The organism is Arthrobacter globiformis NBRC 12137 (assembly GCF_000238915.1).
GTDB classification, from domain to species: domain Bacteria; phylum Actinomycetota; class Actinomycetes; order Actinomycetales; family Micrococcaceae; genus Arthrobacter; species Arthrobacter globiformis.
In genome coordinates, this window is record NZ_BAEG01000054.1 from 1 (window position 1) to 20362 (window position 20362).

The following is a 20362-nucleotide window of genomic DNA, read 5'->3' on the forward strand; positions in this document are numbered from 1 at the left end:
CCGGCTGGGGATCGGCGGCCCCCGCGTGGTGCTGGCCAAGCCCGGTACCTACATGAACGTCTCCGGCGGTCCGGTGTCGGCGCTCGCCAGGTTTTACGACGTCGAGCCCTCCCGCGTGGTGGCCGTCCATGACGAGATCGACATTCCCTTTAATACTGTGAAGCTGAAGATCGGCGGCGGTGAGGGAGGGCACAACGGCCTCCGGGACATCTCCAAGGCCCTCGCCACCAAGGATTACCTCCGCGTCCGGGTGGGAGTCGGCCGGCCACCGGGCCGGATGGACACCGCCGACTACGTGCTGCGGGACTTCGGCACCGCCGAAAGGAAGGAACTGCCCTTCCTGCTCGATGACGCCGCCGACGCCGTCGAGCTCCTGGTCAGGGAGGGCCTGACGGCCGCGCAGCAGCAGTTCCACACCGCCAAGGTGTAGCACAGCCGGTCACGCCTTCCCCCTCCCCGCCGCGCGAACCTCAAGGTCGCATCAAGGTCTGCGAAATGTGAACGCAGTGCCCTATATCCCTGCAAAGTAACGGGGTAGTCTACTTTCTAAGCGGGGGAGGCGATGGAGCCTTTATCCTGCCGGGCGGGATGTAAGGAAAAGTTCATGTCAATTGAGCCACTGAGCTGGGGACGTGGGTCTACGGCGGGCGTGCTGGCGGGACCGGTGGGCGTCGCGGGCGGAACGGACCTCCAACGATGGTCGGTTCCGGCGCGCAGCGCAGACCTTGAAGCCATCCGCACTGCGCTGACAGATCCCGAGTCCCTGGGCGTAGTCATCACCGGTGCCCGCGGTGTGGGGAAATCCTCGCTCGCCCGCACCGCCGTGGCCGAACTCGGTCCCGACGTCTGGCCACTGCAACTGCGCAGCCCCCTGTCAGGCTCCCAAACCTCCTACGGCTGCCTCGCCTTCCTCCTGGCCAGGCTTCCGCAGTCCGCGCTGGCCTCCCCGACTGCCATCCTCCAGGGCATCACCTCCCTGATCCGGTCCGACGCCGCCGGCCGCGAGTGCGTCATCACCCTGGACACCACCGGCCAGATCGACGACATGAGCGCCGGTGTCATCCTGAACATCATGCTGACGCACACCGCCCGCGTCATCGCCATCGCGCCCAGCACCAGCGATCTGCCGGCGGACTTCCACTGGCTGCTCACCGACAGGCGGCTGACGGAAGTCCGGCTGGACAACCTCAACGAACTGCAGACCCGGCAGGTGCTGCTGACGCTGCTGGGCCACCGGGTCTCGGCTTCGCTGGTGAGCACCTACCACGCCATCGTGGGCGGCAATCCGCTCCTGCTCAAGGCACTCGTCACGGAGCAGCAGCAGTCGGGAAACCTCGTCCTGTCCGATTCCGTCTGGACTTTGCGGGACAGGGTGGTGCTCGACGGCGCCACCGGGCTGGATGACATTGTCCGGTCCCGCTGGACCCGGGAAGAGCCGGAAACCCGCGAGATCATCGAGATGCTGGCGTGTGCACGGCGTGTCCCGCTGGCCAGGCTGACCGAAATCTACGGCACAGCCACCGTGGCCGACATGGAGGACGCCGGGCTGCTGACCGTGGCCGACACCGGGGACCGCTGGGTCTCGCTGCGGGAACAGTACCTTGGGGACGTGGTGCGCTCCTGGCTCAGCATCTCCCGCCGTCGTGAACTGCGGACCCAGCTGCTGCGCGGCCACGAACCCGAGCTGTCCGCCCTGACCCTGGAGGAACGGATCGAGTTCGCCGCCTGGACCAAGGAGTGCCAGGCCGAACTCAGCCCTGCCATGGCGGTGGCCGCGGCGGAGGCGGCCGTGCAGCTCTTTGACCCGCGGTTCGCGATCTCCTGCGTTGAAGGCATCAAGAGGACCGACGACGTCTGGGTTGAAGCGCAGCTGTACAAGGCAACGGCGTACCTGCTGCTCGACCTGCCGCTGCAGGCAATGGCCGCGCTGGAGGACATCTCCCAGGCACAGCTGAACGGGCTCGGCGAGCAGGCCTTCGCCCGCGTGGTGGCAGCCAAAACGCGGGTAATGGTCTGGCTGCCGGAGCTCTGTGACAACGTGCCGGACGAGCTGGCGGCCGCCCGGGAGAGGCTCGGCGTCGCCGGCGGAGTGGCAGCCAACTGGCCTGAACCCGTGGGTGTCGCGGCCAACGTCATCACCCTGGCCGAATTTGAATACAAGTCCTTCATCGGCGACTACGCCTCCATGATCACCGAGTTGGAGGAAGCCTCCGACCCCGCGGTCAACAAGGATCCCGGCCTGCGGATCCAGGCGGCCCTGATCCTGATGCACGCCCTGTCGGCGGTCGGCCGGGAAATGGACGCCCTCCAGCTGATGCGGCGCGTCGGCGGCCAGATCTCGGATGCTGGGCCGCTGACCGGCCTGCGCGAACGGTTCGCGATGACGGCGTTCAACGTGCTGCTGCAGGCCGGGCAGTGGAAACGGTGCCTGGAACTCGTCGGCCCGCCCCAGGGGCAGGAAGAACGCAGGCTGGCCTACCGCACGTCTGCCACGGAACTTGCCACCGGAATCGCGTACGTATTCTCCGGACGTGGCGCGGTAGCCCTGGATTCGCTGCTGTCCGCGGTCGCCCAGTTGGAGCTCCGCCCTGTCCTGAACATGCTGCAGGCCGCCTACGCTGCCACGGCCTTCGCCTACGCCCAGATCGGCAATGCCGGGCAGGCGCACAAGTACCTCGATAAGCTCCGCGGAGTGCGCGGGCACTGCAACTTCGGCACCCTGTTCGTCACCGAGTTCTGTGCGGACATGGCCGGGCGCTGGTTGGGGGACACCGATGCCGTGAAGCGTCTGCTCAAGGCAGCACACCGCGACATCGATGCCGGCCGCTTCACCCTGGCCGGGATCAGCCTGCTCGGCGCCACCGTGAACGGAACCGATGAGGACTTCCGCCTGATGGAGGAGGTGGCGGGCCACCGGCAGGGGACCCTCGCCGAGATCTCGCGCCTCATCGCCGTGGGCACGCGCACCAAGGACGCCAAGGTTCTCTTGGAAGGCGCGCACCTGTGTGCCGAACTGGAGCTCGACGCCGTGGAAGCGCGGTGCGTTGCGCTCGCCGTCGACTTTGCCCGCCATTCCGGCGATTCCGCCTCCGCCCGTGTTGCCCAGGCCCGGCTGGACAGCCTCACCGCCACGGTGCCCAGCCTGCCGATCGTTCCCAGCAGCGGAAGCCCGCTCCTGACCGCGCGTGAACGCCAGATCTCCCGGCTGGCCGGAAGGGGCGTATCCAACCGGGACATCGCCCTGGAGATGGGCGTATCGGTCCGAACCGTGGAGGGCCACCTGTACCAGGTCTTCACCAAGCTCGGCGTGACTTCCAGGGGTGATCTGCCTGGCCTCGTCTAACAGCTCCCCAGCAAACAGCGCTTCGGGCAACACCTCGTCCCACGGCGCCGCGTCCAATGGCCGCGGTGCCAAGGCTGACTCCGAACGCCGGCAGCTCACCGGCCGCCGCGAAGCCATAGAGCATGTCTGCACGGTCATCCGGAGCCGAGCCAGCCAGGCGGTCTACCTGATGGCGGGCCCCGGGGTCGGCAAGACATCTGTTACGGACGCCGTGCGGGAGAAGCTGTCGGAAGAGATGACGGTGCTCCGCGTCCACGGCAGCGCCTCGCTGGCCAAGGTCCCCTACGGCGTGCTGGCGCCCTACACCTCGGGCCTCGCCCCCGAGGAAGCGGACTCGCCGGTGGCGGTGCTGCGGGCCGTGTGGGCCCACTTCCAGGAGCTAAGGGGAAGCAACGACCTGAAGGGCGGCAGCGAAACCCCCGTGCTCCTGGTGGTGGACGATGCGCACCACCTCGATGAGGCCACGGCCAGCATGGTGGTGGACATGACCTCGGCCGGCTGGGCGACAGTGCTGGCAGCCGGGCGGCCGCGGCCCGGCCTGCCCCAGGCCCTGAACCAGCTCTGGTATGACGGTCTGGCAGAACGCATCGATCTCCGGCCGCTCAACGGCGAGCAGGTCAGGGAGGTGGTGGAACACACCCTCCAGGGGACCGTTCCCGTCAGCACCGTCCAGTCGCTGTGGTCCGCCTCGGGCGGCAACCCCCTGCTCCTCGACTGCCTGCTGGGCGACGCAACAGCTTCCCGAACGTTGGTCCAGCGGAACGGGATCTGGGTGCTGCTCGGCCCCCTGCCAGCAGACGGGCCCAGGCTGTCGGACCTCGTGGTCAAGGATCTCCTCCGGCGGACGCCGGAGGAACAGGACGCGCTTAAGGTGATCGCCCTGGCGGAGCCGGTATCCCGCGGCCTGATCGAGGACGTCTGCGGTGCCGGCGTCGTGCGTTCCCTGCTGGACAACCAGGTGGTGAGCGAGTCGGCAGCGCCGCACTCCGAGCTGCGGCTCACGCATGCCATCCTGGGCGAATCGATGCGGCAACATGTTTCGGTCTCGCGGAGCCTGCAGCTGCGGCAGAAGCTTGACGCCCACCTGGACGCCGCGGCCGCAAGCGCCGAGGGCAGGCTGCGTCTGGTCGAATGGTCGCTGGAATGCGGCCTGGAGGTGTCAGACCAGGACCTGCTGGATGCAGGATTATTGGCTGCGACCACCTTCAACAACGCCGGCGCGCGCCTCATGGCCGGACACGTGCAGGCCCCGGAGCTGCAGCCCCTTGCGCTCTCAATCACCGCAAGGGCCCATTTTAACGAGGGCAAGTACCGCGAGGCCGCCGAACTCCTTGACAGCTGCTGGCTGGACTTGGCGGACCGCCCGGAGGCTCCGCAGGTGCTCATGCTCAGGGCGTCATCCCACCTGGCGCTGGGAAAATCCGTGCCCGTGCTCAGGGCTGAATCGCGCCGTCTGCTCGAGGAAGCCGGGATCGAGCCGGCCGACGCCTGGCAGGACAGGATCCTTGGCCTGCTGGAGATGGCCGCCGCCGGCGACCATGAAAGCATCATGGGGGTCATCGCGGAGCTGGGAACCACGGAGCCCGACAATGCGTCGAGCGTCGAAGCAACACAGCACGCCGTGGCGCAGGCCCTGCTTGCCCAGGCGCTGGTTGCCGCCGGCCGGTCGCACCAGGCCCACGCCGCCGCGGCCGCCGCCGGCCCCTTCCTGCCCGCGCTCAGTGGCGGCCTCTACTTCTTCAACGAGTTCGTCCTGACCCGGCTGGCGCTCAGCACCCTCGCTGCCGGCAACTGGGAGTCGGCCGAACATGAACTGTCCGGATACCCGGCTGAGCGCACCGAGGGAGCTTCGACCTTCGGTGGCGGTATCCAGGCGCTGCGGGGCCTTGGGCTGTTGCGGCAGGGGCAGCTGGAACGCGCCTACCAGGTCCTCCTGCCCGCGGTCGAGGCGCTCCGGGTCAATGACCCGCTGCAGGAATTCAGGTTCGGCTCGTCGCTTGCCTTCTACGCGGCAGCACGCCTGGGCGACACCGCACAGGCGAAGCGGCTCGAACAGGACTTTATTTCGGCCAGGCACGCCAGCGGACCTGGCTGCGACGCAGTTGCGGAAGCTTATGCGGCCGCCGCGGCCGAATACCTTGACCGAAAGGGCAGCGGGCTGGACAGGCTCCGTGAGCTTGCGGGGTCCGAGTCCGTTACGGGCCATCCAGGAACCAGGATGGAGTGCCTCATCCTTTGCTCCGATCTTGGTGAGCGGTCGCTGGCGCAGGAACTCGCCGCACTCGCCGCTACCGTTGAGGGCCGGTGGGCTGCCGGCTGGCGGCAGCTGGCCCAGGCCTGGGCCTCGGAAAACGCCGATGTCCTGATGGACACGGCCGCAGCCCTGGAGGAGGCGGGCCTGCTGAACCTGGCGCGCGAGGCGTACGCCAGGGCCGGTGCCCTGCTGGACGAGGCAGGGGAGCGGCGACGCGCCCGCCAGGCGATCGCGCACCGGGAGAAATGCGATCAGGAGCTGGGCGAGCGGTTCCGGGAGAGCCCGTTCGTTGCCTCCGTCCCCAGTGTCCACCTGACCCGCCGCGAGCGGGACATCGTGGAGCTGGCCGTGCAGGGCCTCTCCGACCGCGAGATCGCCCAGCAGCTGATGGTGTCCGTGCGGACCGTCGAGGGGCACCTGTACCGCAGCTACGTCAAGCTCGGCGTCCGCCGGCGCGACGAGCTCGCGCTCGCCCTCCCGAAGAAGTAGCCCTTCCCAAGAAGTGGCGCCTCCGAAGAAGTAGCGCTTTCCCCAAAGATGTTTTTTGGCCCGCCGGGCAAATTCCGCGCGGTTCCGCGGCGGACATCGCTACCTGCGGGAACCAGTAGTTAAGTACTCAGAAAAACGAGTACATGATACTGGTGCCGCGGGCGCCGGTACGCGATTAACTAATAGTGGCAGCGGAAGCAGGGCTGATCTCCCCCCGAAGCTGCCACCAGATTTTCCAGGTCTCGCACCAGATTTCCGGTCCCTCGGGTCCGGGTAAGGCGGGGCCGGCGACGTCAGAGCCTTCTGAGACCGAGGCTCTCCCCCCAGCCGTCGCCGGTCCTTATAACTAACAGTCGAGTAGTACGCCGGAGCATCGGCATCGCAGGGAGCGGCCCGCACAGACGAGGGCCGCCCTTAGTGTGTATGGGCTCCGGGAGTGCATCGCCGGCCCGTGCTGCCGGCAAAGGTGCTGTGGGACAATTGAGAGGTACCTCAAGGCACCCAAGGAGTCCCATTGGCCGTAGTATCAACGCCAACCACGCTGACGCGTGCCCTTTCTGCGATGGACAATGCCGAGGTCCTGCGGATCCGCAACGACTTTCCCGTGCTGAACCAGACGGTCAACGGCCGCCCGCTCATCTATCTGGATTCGGGTGCCACGTCGCAGAATCCGCTGAGCGTGATCGAGGCGGAACAGGAATTCTACGAGCAGCGGAACGCTGCCGTGCACCGCGGCGCCCACCACCTTGCCGTCGAGGCCACCGAGGTGTTCGAGGACGCCCGGCAGACCGTCGCCGACTTTGTCGGGGCCGCCTATGAGGAGATCGTCTGGACCTCCAACGCCACCGAGGGCCTCAACGTCATCAGCTACGCGCTGTCGAACGCTGCCCTGTGGGCAGCCCAGGGACGCGGCGACGCCAGGCTGCGGGACCTGGCCCTCGGGCCGGGCGATGAAATCGTCGTCACCGAAATGGAGCACCACGCCAACCTGATTCCCTGGCAGGAACTGGCCTACCGGACCGGTGCCACGCTGCGGCACATCCCGCTGGACGACGCCGGGGTGCTGCGGATGGATGAGGCAGCGGAAATCGTGGGGGAGCGCACCAGGCTGCTGGCGTTCACCCACGCCTCGAACGTGCTGGGCACCATCAACCCGGTCAGCGACCTTGTGACCCTCGCCCGGCGGGCAGGCGCCCTCGTAGTGCTGGATGCGTGCCAGTCGGCGCCGCACCTTGCCCTGGACGTCAAGCAGCTGGATGTCGACTTCGCCGTGTTTTCCGGCCACAAGATGCTGGGACCCACCGGCGTCGGAGTGCTGTACGGCAAGCAGGAGCTCCTGGACGTGCTCCCGCCGGTCCAGACCGGCGGTTCCATGATCACCACCGTGACCATGGAACGCGCAGAGTACCTCCCCGCGCCGCAGCGGTTCGAGGCCGGGACCCAGAAAATTTCCCAGGCAGTGGCCCTTGCCGCGGCGGTCAACTATCTGACGGAAACCGGCATCGACAGGGTGCACCGCTGGGAGTCCGGGCTCGGCCAGCGCATGGTGGCAGGCCTGGAAGCCATCGACGGAATCCGCGTGCTGGGACCGGCCGCAGGCCAGGACCGCATCGGCCTGGCGGCCTTTGACGTTGCCGGTGTCCACGCGCACGACGTCGGCCAGTTCCTTGACGCGCGGGGCATCGCGGTCCGCGTGGGCCATCACTGCGCGCAGCCGCTGCACCGGCGCCTGGGCCTGACGGCCACCACCCGGGCCAGCGCCTACTTGTACAACACCACCGACGACGTGGACGAATTCCTGGACGCCGTGTCCGGCGTCCGCGCCTACTTCCGGGCCTAGGGCCCGGACCCCCGACGACAGGTACCTCACCATGAGCCTCGACCAGCTTTACCAGCAGATCATCCTGGACCACTCCAAGGCCCGGCATGGCAGCGGATTGGCAGAAACGGCTGCCCCGGACGGCGCGTCCACGGGGCAGTCACACCAGCTCAACCCCGTGTGCGGCGACGAGGTCACCCTGCGCGTGGCCGTTGACCACGGCACGGTCACGCAGCTGGCGTGGGACGGGGCCGGCTGCTCGATCTCCATGGCCTCGGCCTCCGTGCTGAGCGAGCTGGCCGAGGGCATGACAGTGGACGAACTCCGCTCGGTGATCGGGAACTTCCGCGAGGTCCTGCGCTCCCGCGGGAAAATCCCTGCCGACCCGGAAATCCTGGGCGATGCCGCCGCCTTCGAGGGCGTGGCCCGCTACGCGGCGAGGGTAAAGTGCGCCATGATTTCCTGGGTTGCGGCCGAGGACGCGCTGAACCAGGCAGCCTGACCGCACCTCTTTAACCGTCCTGCCCGGACGTTTAACCGTCCTGCCCGGACCCGGCGGTGCTGCCTTTTGCGCCGGCCAGACCTCCCGGCGCACCACGCGCCCCCAGCCTATCCGGCTGGCGAAGGCCCGCTGGTGGTGGTCGAAACCCTGGGTTTCGACCAGATCAGCCAGCGGACCTTCTCCGGAACCGGTTAGCCGGCGCCGTTCAGCTGACGAGCGCCGCGATTCCAATGGCGGCTGTGGCGGCACCCAACACCATGGATACCGTCACCAGGACCACGTGGACGGTGAGGAACTTCGTGGCCTTGCCGGCGGCGTCCCGTGCCCGCGGGTCCTTCATGACGCGGCGCAGGAATTGCGGCCACACCACCAGGGACCACACGCCCGAAACAACCAGGACCAGGGCAAGGAAGGCAGGGACGTCCACCGGACTAGTGGCTTTCGAGCCAGGCCTGGGCCTGCTGCGACTGGATGTTCAGCGCCTTGCCCACCATGGGCTCGGCGGCGTCGGCGATCTTGCCGCCCAGGAACGGCACGGAGGACGTGACGTTGCCTTCGAGTTCAACCCGCGTGCTGCCCGCGTCCGCCACGAGACGCTGGACCGCCGATACGTCGATCGGCGCGCCGGCGATCTTGAGCGAGATGGTGCTCTGGCGCGAACCGTCGGCTGCCGGCGCGTCCCAGTTTTCCACCTGGGTCACCTTGAGGCTCTCGCCGACGAACTTGCGGGCGATTTCCGGCAGACGCGTCGTGGGGAGGGTGCGCACAGACGTGGTGCTGAACTCTCCGGCGATGTCGCCCGCCACGGTGAAGGACTCGAGGGTGCCGCCGACGTATTCGCTGGTGTGGCGCTGGAAGTCCTCGTTCGCGAAGACTGCGGTGACGCTGTCGACGCCGTGGGGAAGGGTGGTGGATGCACTCAGTGCCATTGATCCTCCGTCGTTGTGGGGTCAGAACGCTTTTTGCTCACCACATCCTACGGGGTTGGCCGTGCTTCCCCGGCACCGGGACCTCCGGCACCCTGCTCTGCGACGCCGGATTTCTCCTCGGCCGCCAGCCTCCGGGCCGCCGCGGTAATGTTGCGGGACATGGCCGGGAAGATGATGCTGTGGAACGGAAGGACGGCCAGCCAGTAGAGCCGCCCGCTGAGTCCCTTGGGGAAGAAAATCGCCCGCTGGCTGTAACGGCTTCCGGTGCCGTCAGGCTCCACGCAGAGCTCCAGCCAGGCGCGTCCGGGGGCCCGCATTTCGGCCCGTAGCCGCAGCAGGCGGCCGCGCTCGATCCGTTCCACACGCCACCAGTCCACCACTTCACCGGCCACCAGATGGTGCGGATGCCGCCGTCCGCGGAGCAGGCCGGCCCCGCCTGAGAGCTTGTCCAGCCAGCCGCGGACGCTCCAGGCCAGGGGGAGCGAGTACCAGCCGTTGCGGCCGCCGATCCCCTCGATGATGGTCCACACGTGCGACGGGTCCACGTCGCTGGCGAAGGTCCGCTCGTCGACGTACACCCTGTGCCCGGCCCAGCCGGGGTCGCTCGGCAGTGGGTCGGCATCGGCGCCGGCGTTAGCCCAGATGGTTTCCACCTGGCCGTCGCGTTCCTTGCCGAGCGCCAGGGCCACGGCCCTGCGGTAGCCGGTCAGGCCGCCGTCGGGCTGTTTGATGTAGGTGTCGATGTCGTGTTCGGCCGAGACCGCGTCGTGCTGCAGGGACTGGACCAACGGCACGGACATGGACAGCGGAATCGGGGTCACCAGGGCAACCCACAATCCGGCCAGCCTGGGTGCCGGCACCGGCAGTGCCAGGACCGGCCGCGGGGGCAGGCCCGCCTCGGCTGCGTACTCCTTCATCATGCCGGCGTACGTCAGGACGTCCCGGGAGCCGATGTCGAAGGTGCGGTTGAGGGGTTCCGTCAGTGCGGCGGCTCCGACGAGGTAGTAGAGCACGTCCCGGACGGCGATGGCTTCGATCCGGTTTCGGACCCAGCTGGGTGCCGGCATGAGGGGCAGGGTTTCGGCGAGGTGGCGGATCATTTCGAACGACGCCGAGCCGGAACCGATCACCACCCCGGCCTGGAACACGATGGCGTCGACCGGGCCGGAAAGAAATACCTCGCCCACCGCCTCGCGGGAGCGCATATGCGTTGACAGTGCCGTGTTGCGCGGGTGCAGGCCGCCCAAATAGACGATCCGCCGGACGGAGGCAGCCGCGGCGGCACCGGCCACAAGCTGGGCCATGGCCTTTTCCTTGGCTTCGAAACCGGAGCCTGCTGCCATGGAATGGACCAGGTAATAGAGGACGTCGACCCCCTGCAGGGCTTCCTCCAGTGCCGAGGAGTCGTCGAGGCTGCTGCGGACCACCTCCACGTCGTCGAACCACGGCACGCCGGTGATTTTCTCCGGGGACCTTACGAGCACCTTGACGCGGTGGCCGGCGTCCAGCAGCCGGGGGACCAGCCGCCCGCCGATGTACCCTGTGGCGCCCGTAACGAGCACCGTCCGGGCGTCCACGGCGCCGGCGTCGGGGGTGCTGCCGCCGCCTGCCGTGCCGCCGGTGCTGCTGTCACTTCCGCTGCTGTCATTTCCGGTCTGGTCGCTCACGGGAGTCTCCTTGGGGGCGGCGGTATGGCTGTGCTGATCTGCTGGCTTAGCTGATCTTCGGGCTGTGCCGAACTTCACCTGCTCAGCAAGCTTAGCAATGCGGCACACGGACCCGGATGCCGCCGGTGTGCCCTCAGGGGTAGGCTGGAGGCCCCGGCATTCGCAAGAATCTCGGCTTTTCGTGTTGCCTGCGTTCGATTGAGATTCCAGGAGATCCTGCCCATGAGCTCCAAAGGCCAGAGCCCCAAAGGCCAGCCCGCCAATGGCTTGCCCCTCAACGGCCTGCGCCGTGTCCTCCATGCGGACAGGACGTTCGCCCGCGTGCAGTCCGAGGCGGGGAGGAGCTTCAGCGTCCGCAGCGAGGACTACCAGATCAGCGCCCCGGCAGGCCTGCGGCCCGTTCTCCTGGCGGAGATGGCGGACGGCCTGCTGAATGCTGCGGGAAACGGGGGCTCCGCCGCTGACCACGCCGCACCGGGTGTTGTCCTGGCCGTCACCGCTACGGGGCGCGAGGCCGAGGATCTTGGCGCCGCGCTCCGCGCCTATTTGCCCGCCAACGCCGTGGCTGAGTTCCCCAGCTGGGAAACCCTCCCGCACGAGCGGCTTTCCCCGCGCTCGGATACGGTGGGCCGCCGGCTGTCGGTCCTGCGGCGCCTTGCTCACCCCGAAGACTCAGCCCATCCGGGAGACGCTGCCCATGGGGAAAACGCAGCGCACCCGGAAAACGCAGCGGGACCCCTCCGGGTGGTGGTGGCCCCCGTACGTGCCGTGCTCCAGCCGATCGTGGCCGGCCTGGGGGACCTGGTTCCGGTGACGCTGAAGGTCGGCCAGGAGGCGCCCTTCAGCAGTGTCGTCAAGAACCTTGCAGACGCCGCCTACGCCCGTGTGGACATGGTGACCCGCCGTGGCGAGTTCGCTGTCCGCGGCGGCATGCTGGACGTTTTCCCGCCCACCGAGGACCATCCCATCCGGGTGGAGTTCTTCGGCGATGAGGTGGACCAGATGCGCTGGTTCGCCGTCGCCGACCAGCGCTCGCTGTCCTCGCCCGGCCTGCATCACCCCACCGAACTCCATGCCCCGCCCTGCCGCGAAATCCTTATCACGCCCTCGGTGATGTCCCGGGCAGCGACGCTGAAGTCCCAGCTTCCCGCGGCTGCCGACATGCTGGAGAAGATCGCTGGCGGCATTGCCGTGGAAGGCATGGAATCGTTGGCGCCCGTCCTCGTGGACGCCATGGTCCCGTTCATGGAACAGCTGCCCGCGGGTTCCATCTCGGTGGTCATCGAACCGGAGAAGGTCCGCACCCGCGCGCACGACCTCGCGGCCACCAACGAGGAGTTCCTGGAAGCCGCGTGGTCCACGGCCTCCGACGGCGGAACCGCGCCGCTGGATCTGAGCTCGCAGGCGTCGGCGGCCCTGCACTCCGCCAGTTTCCGCTCGCTCGCCGAGACCCGCTCCGCGGCCCTCGGGAACGAGGTGTCCTGGTGGTCCATCACGTCGCTGGCCACGGACGAGGAACTGACACCGGACATCGACGTGCTCAACCTCCACGCCCGTGAACCGCGCGGTTACCAGGGCGACGTGGCGGAGATGATGGACTTCATCGGCTCGCACGTGCGGGACCAGTGGCGGATCGTGGTGGCCACCGAAGGCCCGGGCCCGGCGCAGCGCCTGGCCGAACTGTTCCACGACGCCGACATCCCCTGCGCCCGGGTGGACACACTGGACCACGAACCCCAGGCGGGGATCATCGAGGTGACGACCGCCGTCGTCGGACGCGGTTTTGTCCTGGACGGACTGAAACTCGGTCTCCTGACCGAGGCCGACCTGCTCGGCCGCACCTCCGCAGGCTCGACGAAGGACATGCGCCGCATGCCCTCCAAGCGGCGGAACGCCGTGGATCCGCTGCAGCTGGTGGCCGGGGACCATGTGGTGCACGAGCAGCACGGCATCGGCCGGTTCGTGGAGCTCATCCAGCGCAAGGTCGCCGGCGGCGGGGACGGCGTGCGCGAGTACCTGGTGCTGGAATACGCGCCGTCGAAGCGCGGAGCTCCGGGGGACCGGCTGTTTGTGCCCACCGACCAGCTGGACCAGGTGACCCGCTACGTCGGCGGCGACACCCCCGTGCTCAGCAAGATGGGCGGGGCGGACTGGGCCAGCACCAAGTCCAAGGCGCGCCGGGCGGTCAAGGAAATCGCCGGCGAGCTCATCCGGCTTTACTCGGCCCGGATGGCGTCGCGCGGCCATGCCTTCGCCCCGGACACGCCGTGGCAGCGCGAGCTGGAGGAGGCCTTCCCGTACGTGGAGACCCCGGACCAGCTCACCACCATCAACGAGGTCAAGGCCGACATGGAGCGGGAGATCCCCATGGACCGGCTGGTCTCCGGCGACGTCGGCTACGGCAAGACCGAGATCGCCGTCCGCGCCGCCTTCAAGGCCGTGCAGGACGGCAAACAGGTGGCGGTGCTGGTGCCCACCACCCTCCTCGCGCAGCAGCACTACGAGACGTTCACTGAGCGGTTCTCCGGGTTCCCGCTGCGCGTGAAGCCGCTGTCCAGGTTCCAGGCGTCCAAGGAGGCCAAGGAAACCGCCGAGGGCGTGAAGAACGGCTCCGTGGACGTGGTGATCGGCACGCACCGGCTGCTGTCCAAGGACTTTGAGTTCAAGGACCTGGGCCTGGTGATCGTGGACGAGGAGCAGCGCTTCGGCGTCGAACACAAGGAAGCGCTGAAGAAGATGCGCACCAACGTGGACGTCCTGGCCATGAGCGCCACCCCCATCCCGCGTACGCTCGAAATGTCGCTGACCGGCATCCGCGAAACGTCCACCCTGGCCACCCCGCCGGAGGAGCGCCATCCCGTGCTCACCTATGTGGGGCCGTACACGGACAAGCAGACCTCCGCCGCCATCCGCCGTGAGCTGATGCGCGAGGGCCAGGTGTTCTTCGTCCACAACCGCGTGTCCACGATCGAAAAGACCGCAGCCAAAATCCGCGAACTCGTCCCCGAAGCCAGGGTTGAGGTGGCGCACGGCAAGATGTCCGAGAGCCGGCTGGAGCAGATCATCGTGGACTTCTGGGAGAAGCGCTTCGACGTCCTGGTGTGCACCACGATCATCGAAACCGGCCTGGACATCTCCAACGCCAACACCCTGATCGTGGACGGCGCGGACAAGTACGGCCTGTCGCAGCTCCACCAGCTGCGCGGGCGCGTGGGCCGCGGACGCGAACGGGCCTACGCCTACTTCCTTTACCCCTCCGAGAAGCCGCTCGGCGAGGTGGCGCTGGAACGGCTCAAGGCCGTGGCCACCCACAACGAGCTCGGCGCGGGCATGCAGCTGGCCATGAAGGACCTGGAAATCCGCGGCGCCGGCAACCTGCTGGGCGGTGAACAGTCGGGCCACATCCAGGGCGTCGGCTTCGACCTCTACATCCGGCTGGTGGGCGAAGCCGTGGCCGAATACCGCGGTGAAGCCGAGGAGAAGGCCGCCGAGATGAAGATCGAGCTGCCGGTCAACGCGCACCTGCCACACGACTACGTCCCGGGCGAACGGCTGCGGCTGGAGGCCTACCGGAAGCTGGCGTCCGCCGTCACGAACGAGGCGATCGACGAGGTCGTCGCCGAGCTCGTGGACCGCTACGGTGAGCCGCCGCTGCCCGCCCAGAACCTGGTCGCCGTCGCGCGCTTCCGGGTGGGTGCCCGCGAAGCCGGGCTCTCCGACGTCGCCCTGCAGGGAAACTTTATCCGGTTCTCCCCGGCCCAGCTGCCCGAATCGAAGACCATGCGGCTCAACCGCATGTACCCGGGCGCGCAGTCCAAGCCCGCCCTCGACGCCGTGCTCATCCCCAAGCCGAAAACGGCAAGGATCGGCGGCCGCGACCTGCAGGACGCCGAAATCCTGGAATGGGCCGACGGCGTCATCCGCAACATCTTCGCCGACGCCCCCGTCCCGCTCGAAGCCACCAAGGGCTAGCCGTGATGGGAGGACACCACGCCGCGTCAGGAGCCGCGGCGTGGGTGGCTGTTGCCGCGACGGGCCCGTACACCCTGGGCTGGTATCCGCTGGACGCCACCGGGGTGCTGATCGGCGGCATGGCGACGGCGGGCACCGCCCTGGTGTGTGACTGGGACCACCGCTCAAGCACCGTGGCACACTCGCTGCCGCCGCTGTCCAACATGATCGCCGTGGGCATCGAGAATGCCAGCGGCGGCCACCGGCAGGGCACGCATTCGGTGCTGGGGGCGGCCATGTTCGTGCTGCTCGCCGCCGTTGCGGCGCAGATCCAGATGGACACTCCGTGGGGTGTGCTGTCCGTTGGTGCCGGGCTGCTGTGCATGTTCATGATCAACATCGCCGCCAAGGCGCTGAAACTGTTTCCGAAGTCCGGGTGGATCACCAACTGGGTCTTTGCCTTGGTCATGGCCGGCATGGTGACCTGGTTTGCGCCCCACCAGTGGACCTGGCTGCCCATGTCCATGCTGATCGGCGTCGTGGTCCACATCGTTGGCGACATGGTGACCACCGGCGGTGTTCCGCTCCTCTGGCCGCTGGTGATCAAACCGCCAAGGTTCCTCCGCCGGCTGTGGGTGTTACGGAATTTCTGGCGGCCCAACGGCGCGTTCTCCATCCCGCTGCTGGGCCGGGCGGGGTCCCGGCGGGAGTGGCTGGTGCTGATACCGGTGAGCGGCTACGCCATGGTGGGAATGTGCCTGGCCGCGTGGTCGCTGGCGGGCACGCATTTTCCTGCCGCGCTGGCCCTCGCCGGCCGGCTGGCCAGCAGCCTGCTGGGGCTGCCCTGATTCAATAGTTTAAAAGCCGAAGCCCCGGACAGTTCAAACACAGTCCGGGGCTTCGGCTTTTTAGTTCAGTTGGTCTTTAGTATTCGCCGGCTGAATCGGAGCGGCCCGTGATGGTCTGCGGGATCCAGAATGCGAGGGCGAAAAGGCCAAGGCACACGGCCATCGGCCACGGGTTCTCCAGGGACAGGAAGGACAGCGAGTAGATGGCGCCCAGGAACAGGGCCATGATCACCACGAAGAGAACGATGCTGCCGGCCAGGGGGTTCTCGTTCTGGGGCGTCTTTACTTGCTGGTCGATCTTGCTGGACATTCATTCCTCCTCGGCCCCGCGGGGCTCAAACTGTGGCTGCCGCCGGTCAGTACGCAGACGAACCCTGTTCGCCTTTGACGATTGCAATACCGGAGCTGGCGCCAATACGTGTTGCACCTGCAGCAATCATAGCCTGTGCGTCCTCGAGGGACCGCACGCCGCCGGAGGCCTTGACGCCCAGGTCCGGGCCTACGGTGCGCCGCATGAGGGCGATGTCCGCGGTGGTGGCGCCGCCGCCGTTGAAGCCCGTGGAGGTCTTGACGAAATCGGCGCCGGCCTCCACGGCCGCTTCGCAGGCCAGGACCTTCTGGTCATCGGTGAGCAGGGCGGTCTCGATGATGACCTTGAGGATCGCCTCTCCGGCGTGGACGGCCTCGGCAACGGCCTTGATGTCGTCCACCAGGGCGCCCCTGTCCGAGGCCCTGGCCGCGGCGATGTCGATGACCATGTCCACTTCGTCGGCACCGTCCAGCACGGCACCGCGGGCCTCGAACGCCTTGACATCGCTGGGCGTGGCGCCCAGCGGGAAACCCACCACGGAACAGGTGAGCACGCCGGTGCCCTTGAGCGCCCTCTTGACCGTCTTGACCCACACCGGGTTCACGCACACCGACTTGAACTTGTACTCGGCGGCCTCGGCACACACCCTGAGGATTTCCGCCTCGCCGGCGTCCGGCTTCAGCAGCGTGTGGTCGATGAAGGAAGCGATGCCCGGCGCCCCGCTACCCTCCGCCGGAGATCCTGCGGGGCTGGTGGCCGTGCCCGTTCCGGGGCTGGCTTCGTTGCTCATGCTGTCCTTTCCATGGGCCGTTGGCCGAAGGACGCCCCGGGTGTCGCGGCGTCCTTGCGAACCATCCTGCCACAGCAGGCACGCTAGGCAGCGGTAGCCAGCTGCCCCGCCGAAAGCGCCGCCATGAGCTCGGCCGCGCAGACGCCGGCAGCGGACCCGGACGCCACCAGCAGGCCCAGCCGCACGCCGTCGAACGCTGCGGCGTCGCCGATGGCCCAGATGCCCGGCACGGAGGAGCGGAAGTCGCGGCCGACGACGACCCCGCCGGACGCTGCCGTTTCCACGCCGGCGGCGGCCGCCAGGCTGTCCCGGGGTGTGCGGTCCTCGGCGAGGACCACGAGGTCGCCGTTCATGCGGCTGCCGTCCTCGAACACGATGCCGGCGGCCGGCAGCACGGAGCCGGCAAGGGTTGGCACGACGGCGGCGGGCCGGGCAGTGGTGCGGACCGGCCGGACGCCGCGGGCGCGGAGCACCGCTTCGGCCTGGCCGGCGGCGGGACCGGTGCCCACGAGAATGCCCAGCGGCCTGCGGCCGAGGACGCGGGTGACTTCCTTGACGGCGTGGCCGATCTTGGCGGCGTCGTCGATGGTGGAGTAGTTGAGGCAGCGGCCGGAGCCGTCCACCGGCGAGTGCACCGGGGCCGAGCCGGTGGCGATGACCAGCTCGTCGTACGGGAATTCCATGCCGTCGGCGGTGGTGACCACCTTGGCGGTGGCGTCGATGTGGCTGGCGGGCTGGCCGAAGCGCACGGAGACAAACGGCAGGGCGGCCAGTTCCAGCAGGTCGTCAGGGGCGTCGTCCCGGCTGCTCAGCACCGTCACGGTCCCGGCGAACTGTGCTGCGGCCAACTGGGCCACCAGCGCCTGGGCGGCCGGGCCGGCACCGGCGATGAGGATTTTCGTAGCGGCGTCAGCGGCCGGTCCGGATGAGGGATCGGTGGAGGTAACGGTGGCGATGGACGGAAACTGTGCCGGAGCGGACATGTGCTGGCCCTTTCGAATGCTGCACCAGGCGGGCCGGTCTCGGGCCCTGTTGTGCTGATGGGACCCAGCCTAGGGGGAGCATTTTTCGCGGGTGTTTCCCTGCCATTGCGGAATTGTCCCCGGCTGTTCGCTGCTTTTTACCACCCGGTAACAAAAGGGAGTTTTGGTACAGATATCGCGCCCTAAACCACGTTTTGGGGCCATTATCTGTACAAAAACTCCCTCTGTTATTCGCATCACACCGGGGCCGGTGCGGCCGCTAGACGCGGATGCGGTAGCCGCGCTTCACCACGGTTTCCACGAGCTTGCCGTCCGGCAGGGAGGAGCGGAGCCGGCTGACCGTCATGTCCAGCGCGTGCACCGAGCCGCGCAGTTCCAGGAGCTCGGAGAGCGACTCCCGGGACAGGACCGCACCGCCGGCGCCCAGGAGCGCACGGAGCAGCAGCAGCGGCGCCGGGGCGATTTCCACCGCTTCGCCGTCGATGCGCAGCGACCGGCCGCGCAGTTCCACGTTTCCGGAGCGCGTGTCGAGGCGGCGCACATGGTTGAGCGCGAGGTGCTCGCACACCAGCCGGATCAGGGCGCCCATCCGGAACCGCTCCGGCACCAGGGGGGTGATGCCGGCGTCCAGCAGCGGCTGCGCCGTCACCGGACCAACGACGGCGGTCGTGACGGTGGTCTTGAGGCTCTCCACAAGCTGCTTGTACAGCCCCATCTCATGGGCAGTGCTCCACATGGCGTCCACGGCGGGGGCACTGGTGAACGTCAGGACGTCCAGGTTGCCGCTGCACGCCGCCTCGATCAGGCGGGGGAGCCGGTCGGCGCCGTCGGGCTTGACCCAGCGGTACGGGGTCACGGTCAGGACCGTGGCGCCGGACATGCGCAGCCGTTCGAGCTGGCGGACATCCGTGTAGCCGTGCAGCTGCACGGCAACGGTCTTGCCGCGCACGCCCTCCGCCAGCAGCATGTCCACCAGCGTCGCCGTGGTCTCGTCGCTGCTGATGCCGACGTCGGCCAGGCCGGCCGCGCGCACGGCGCCGCGGGCCTTGGGTCCGCGGACGAACATCCGGCAGGCGCCCAGGGTTTCCAGCAGCTGCTCACCGATCCCCGACGCGTCCGCCGCCTCGCACCAGCGGCGCATGCCGTAGGCGGTGGTGGCGATGCAGAGGTCGGGCTTGGCCGCGATGATCGCCTTGGTGTCCTCGATGAGGCTGATGTCCTCGTTCACCGGGGCGATCTTCAGAGCCGGGGCATGCAGCACCTCGGCACCGCGGCGTTCCAGGGCCTCGATGAGGTCCCGCGAACGGCGGTGGGATGTTACGCCAATCCGGAAACCCTCCAACGGGGCTTCGGCAGCCGCCTCCGGCGCGGTTTCGGTGGGTGCTGCCTCGGTGGGTGCTGTTTCGGTGGGGGCCAGTGCATTCATTGCGTTCATGCCTATCACGAACCCAGCAGCGAGGCCGCCAGGCGGTCGAGTTCCGCCGCGGCCTCGGCATGCCCGCGGTTGGCCTCAGCCACCCGCACCACCTCGCCGATCACCAGGACGGCGGGGTTGCTGCAGCCGGCGGCGGCAGTAGCGATGGTGCCCAGTTCCGCAATGGTGGTCTTCTGGCCCGGCCGGTAGCCGCGCTCCACCACCGCCATGGGCATGTCCGCGCGCATCCCGGCGCGGCGCAGGCCGGCGGCGAGGTGGTGCAGCGTGCCGATGCCCATCAGCACCACGATCGTCCCGCCGAGGCCAGCCAGGTGCGTCAGTTCCTTCTCGGTGAGCGGCGCGTGGCCGGACACAACGGTGAACATGTGGCTGACTTCACGGTGCGTCACAGGGATGCCGGCGGCGGCCGGCACGGAGATCGCGCTGGTCACCCCGGAGATGACGCGGACGGGGACGCCGGCGGCGACGCAGGAAGCAACTTCCTCACCGCCGCGGCCGAAGACGTACGGGTCGCCGCCCTTGAGGCGCACCACGTTGTTGCCTTCCAGGGCGGAAGCGACCATGAGCTTCTCGATGTCGCCCTGGCTCACCTTGTGATGTCCCGGGCGCTTTCCGACGTCGACCAGTTCGGCGGAGGTGAGGGATGCCAGCTCCTGGTAGGGGGCCAGCCGGTCGTAGAACACGACGTCGGCATCGCGCAGGGCATTGACGGCCGCCACGGTCAGCAGTTCTCCGGTGCCCGGCCCGCCGCCAACCAGGGTGACGTGGCCGGCCCGGCCGGCGGCCGGCTCGGCCGCCACCGGAATGCCGGCGGCGTGGCAGCGGTCCAGCAGCGGCTCCCAGCCGGCCTGGCCGTCGTCGACCGCCGCGACCAGGAACGGACGCTCAGGCAGGGGGCCGTCGTGCCCGGCACCCTGCGGGGTGCTGAGGCGCGAGACGACGGCGCCGGCTGCCTCGTAGCGGCGGACGGCCTGGCGGGCGGCGAAATCCGAACCCGTGACCAGGACCTCGCGGCCGGTGAGATCAATGCTGAGCTGCATGC

15 protein-coding genes are annotated in these 20362 nt (G+C 68.4%); 7 read left to right on the top strand and 8 right to left on the bottom strand.

The annotated features are described in order from the left end of the window. From pth to sufU, 5 genes are all read left to right on the top strand, one after another. On the top strand, positions 1-430 hold a 430-nt coding region (gene pth / locus ARGLB_RS10190; protein WP_003801902.1), incomplete at its 5' end, for an aminoacyl-tRNA hydrolase. A 174-nt stretch (positions 431-604) separates the two neighbouring features. Then, entirely contained in the window at positions 605-3343 is a 2739-nt protein-coding gene (locus ARGLB_RS10195; protein WP_003801904.1) for a helix-turn-helix transcriptional regulator, read from the top strand. Next, positions 3321-6086 (top strand): LuxR family transcriptional regulator, encoded by a 2766-nt coding sequence (locus ARGLB_RS10200; protein WP_003801906.1) that lies wholly within the window; start codon positions 3321-3323, stop codon positions 6084-6086. The genes ARGLB_RS10195 and ARGLB_RS10200 overlap by 23 nt, the downstream gene beginning before the upstream one ends. Before the next feature lie 514 nt (positions 6087-6600). Then, positions 6601-7926 (top strand): SufS family cysteine desulfurase, encoded by a 1326-nt coding sequence (locus tag ARGLB_RS10205; protein ID WP_003801908.1) that lies wholly within the window; start codon positions 6601-6603, stop codon positions 7924-7926. Positions 7927-7957: 31 nt separating this feature from the next. Further along, the gene (sufU, locus tag ARGLB_RS10210) at positions 7958-8407 is read left to right on the top strand and encodes a Fe-S cluster assembly sulfur transfer protein SufU (RefSeq protein WP_003801910.1); all 450 of its coding nucleotides are present in this window, start codon (positions 7958-7960) and stop codon (positions 8405-8407) included. A gap of 205 nt (positions 8408-8612) precedes the next feature. Here the strand turns inward: sufU and ARGLB_RS10215 are convergent, their stop codons facing one another. From ARGLB_RS10215 to ARGLB_RS10225, 3 genes are read right to left on the bottom strand one after another with little or no spacing between them, the layout of a single operon-like run. Then, positions 8613-8834 (bottom strand): SCO4848 family membrane protein, encoded by a 222-nt coding sequence (locus ARGLB_RS10215; RefSeq protein ID WP_003801911.1) that lies wholly within the window; start codon positions 8832-8834, stop codon positions 8613-8615. Between the two features lie 4 nt (positions 8835-8838). Beyond that, complete coding sequence (locus ARGLB_RS10220) at positions 8839-9336, bottom strand: DUF2505 domain-containing protein (protein ID WP_003801913.1); 498 nt, start codon at positions 9334-9336, stop codon at positions 8839-8841. A gap of 47 nt (positions 9337-9383) precedes the next feature. Continuing rightward, positions 9384-10913, bottom strand: a complete 1530-nt coding sequence (locus ARGLB_RS10225; RefSeq protein WP_050934332.1) for an SDR family oxidoreductase — start codon at positions 10911-10913, stop codon at positions 9384-9386. A 312-nt stretch (positions 10914-11225) separates the two neighbouring features. Between ARGLB_RS10225 and mfd the strand changes: the two genes are divergently transcribed. After that, positions 11226-14975, top strand: a complete 3750-nt coding sequence (gene mfd / locus ARGLB_RS10230) for a transcription-repair coupling factor (protein ID WP_003801917.1) — start codon at positions 11226-11228, stop codon at positions 14973-14975. A 5-nt stretch (positions 14976-14980) separates the two neighbouring features. Beyond that, positions 14981-15802 (top strand): metal-dependent hydrolase, encoded by an 822-nt coding sequence (locus ARGLB_RS10235; protein WP_043418696.1) that lies wholly within the window; start codon positions 14981-14983, stop codon positions 15800-15802. 76 nt (positions 15803-15878) lie between these two features. Here the strand turns inward: ARGLB_RS10235 and ARGLB_RS10240 are convergent, their stop codons facing one another. The 5 genes from ARGLB_RS10240 to cobA all read right to left on the bottom strand — a co-directional run bounded on the left by ARGLB_RS10240 (position 15879) and on the right by cobA (position 20360). Continuing rightward, a complete protein-coding gene (locus ARGLB_RS10240; protein ID WP_003801920.1) occupies positions 15879-16112 on the bottom strand; it encodes a hypothetical protein in 234 nt (77 codons plus the stop codon). A gap of 46 nt (positions 16113-16158) precedes the next feature. Next, positions 16159-16902, bottom strand: coding sequence for a deoxyribose-phosphate aldolase (gene deoC / locus ARGLB_RS10245; RefSeq protein ID WP_003801923.1), 744 nt, complete (start codon positions 16900-16902; stop codon positions 16159-16161). An 83-nt stretch (positions 16903-16985) separates the two neighbouring features. Beyond that, the gene (locus tag ARGLB_RS10250; protein WP_003801925.1) at positions 16986-17885 is read right to left on the bottom strand and encodes an FAD-dependent oxidoreductase; all 900 of its coding nucleotides are present in this window, start codon (positions 17883-17885) and stop codon (positions 16986-16988) included. 259 nt (positions 17886-18144) lie between these two features. Further along, complete coding sequence (locus tag ARGLB_RS10255; RefSeq protein ID WP_003801928.1) at positions 18145-19311, bottom strand: uroporphyrinogen-III synthase; 1167 nt, start codon at positions 19309-19311, stop codon at positions 18145-18147. A gap of 14 nt (positions 19312-19325) precedes the next feature. Beyond that, positions 19326-20360: a uroporphyrinogen-III C-methyltransferase gene (cobA, locus tag ARGLB_RS10260; protein WP_003801930.1), complete on the bottom strand. Its 1035-nt coding sequence runs from the start codon at positions 20358-20360 to the stop codon at positions 19326-19328. Between the last annotated feature and the right edge of the window lie 2 nt (positions 20361-20362).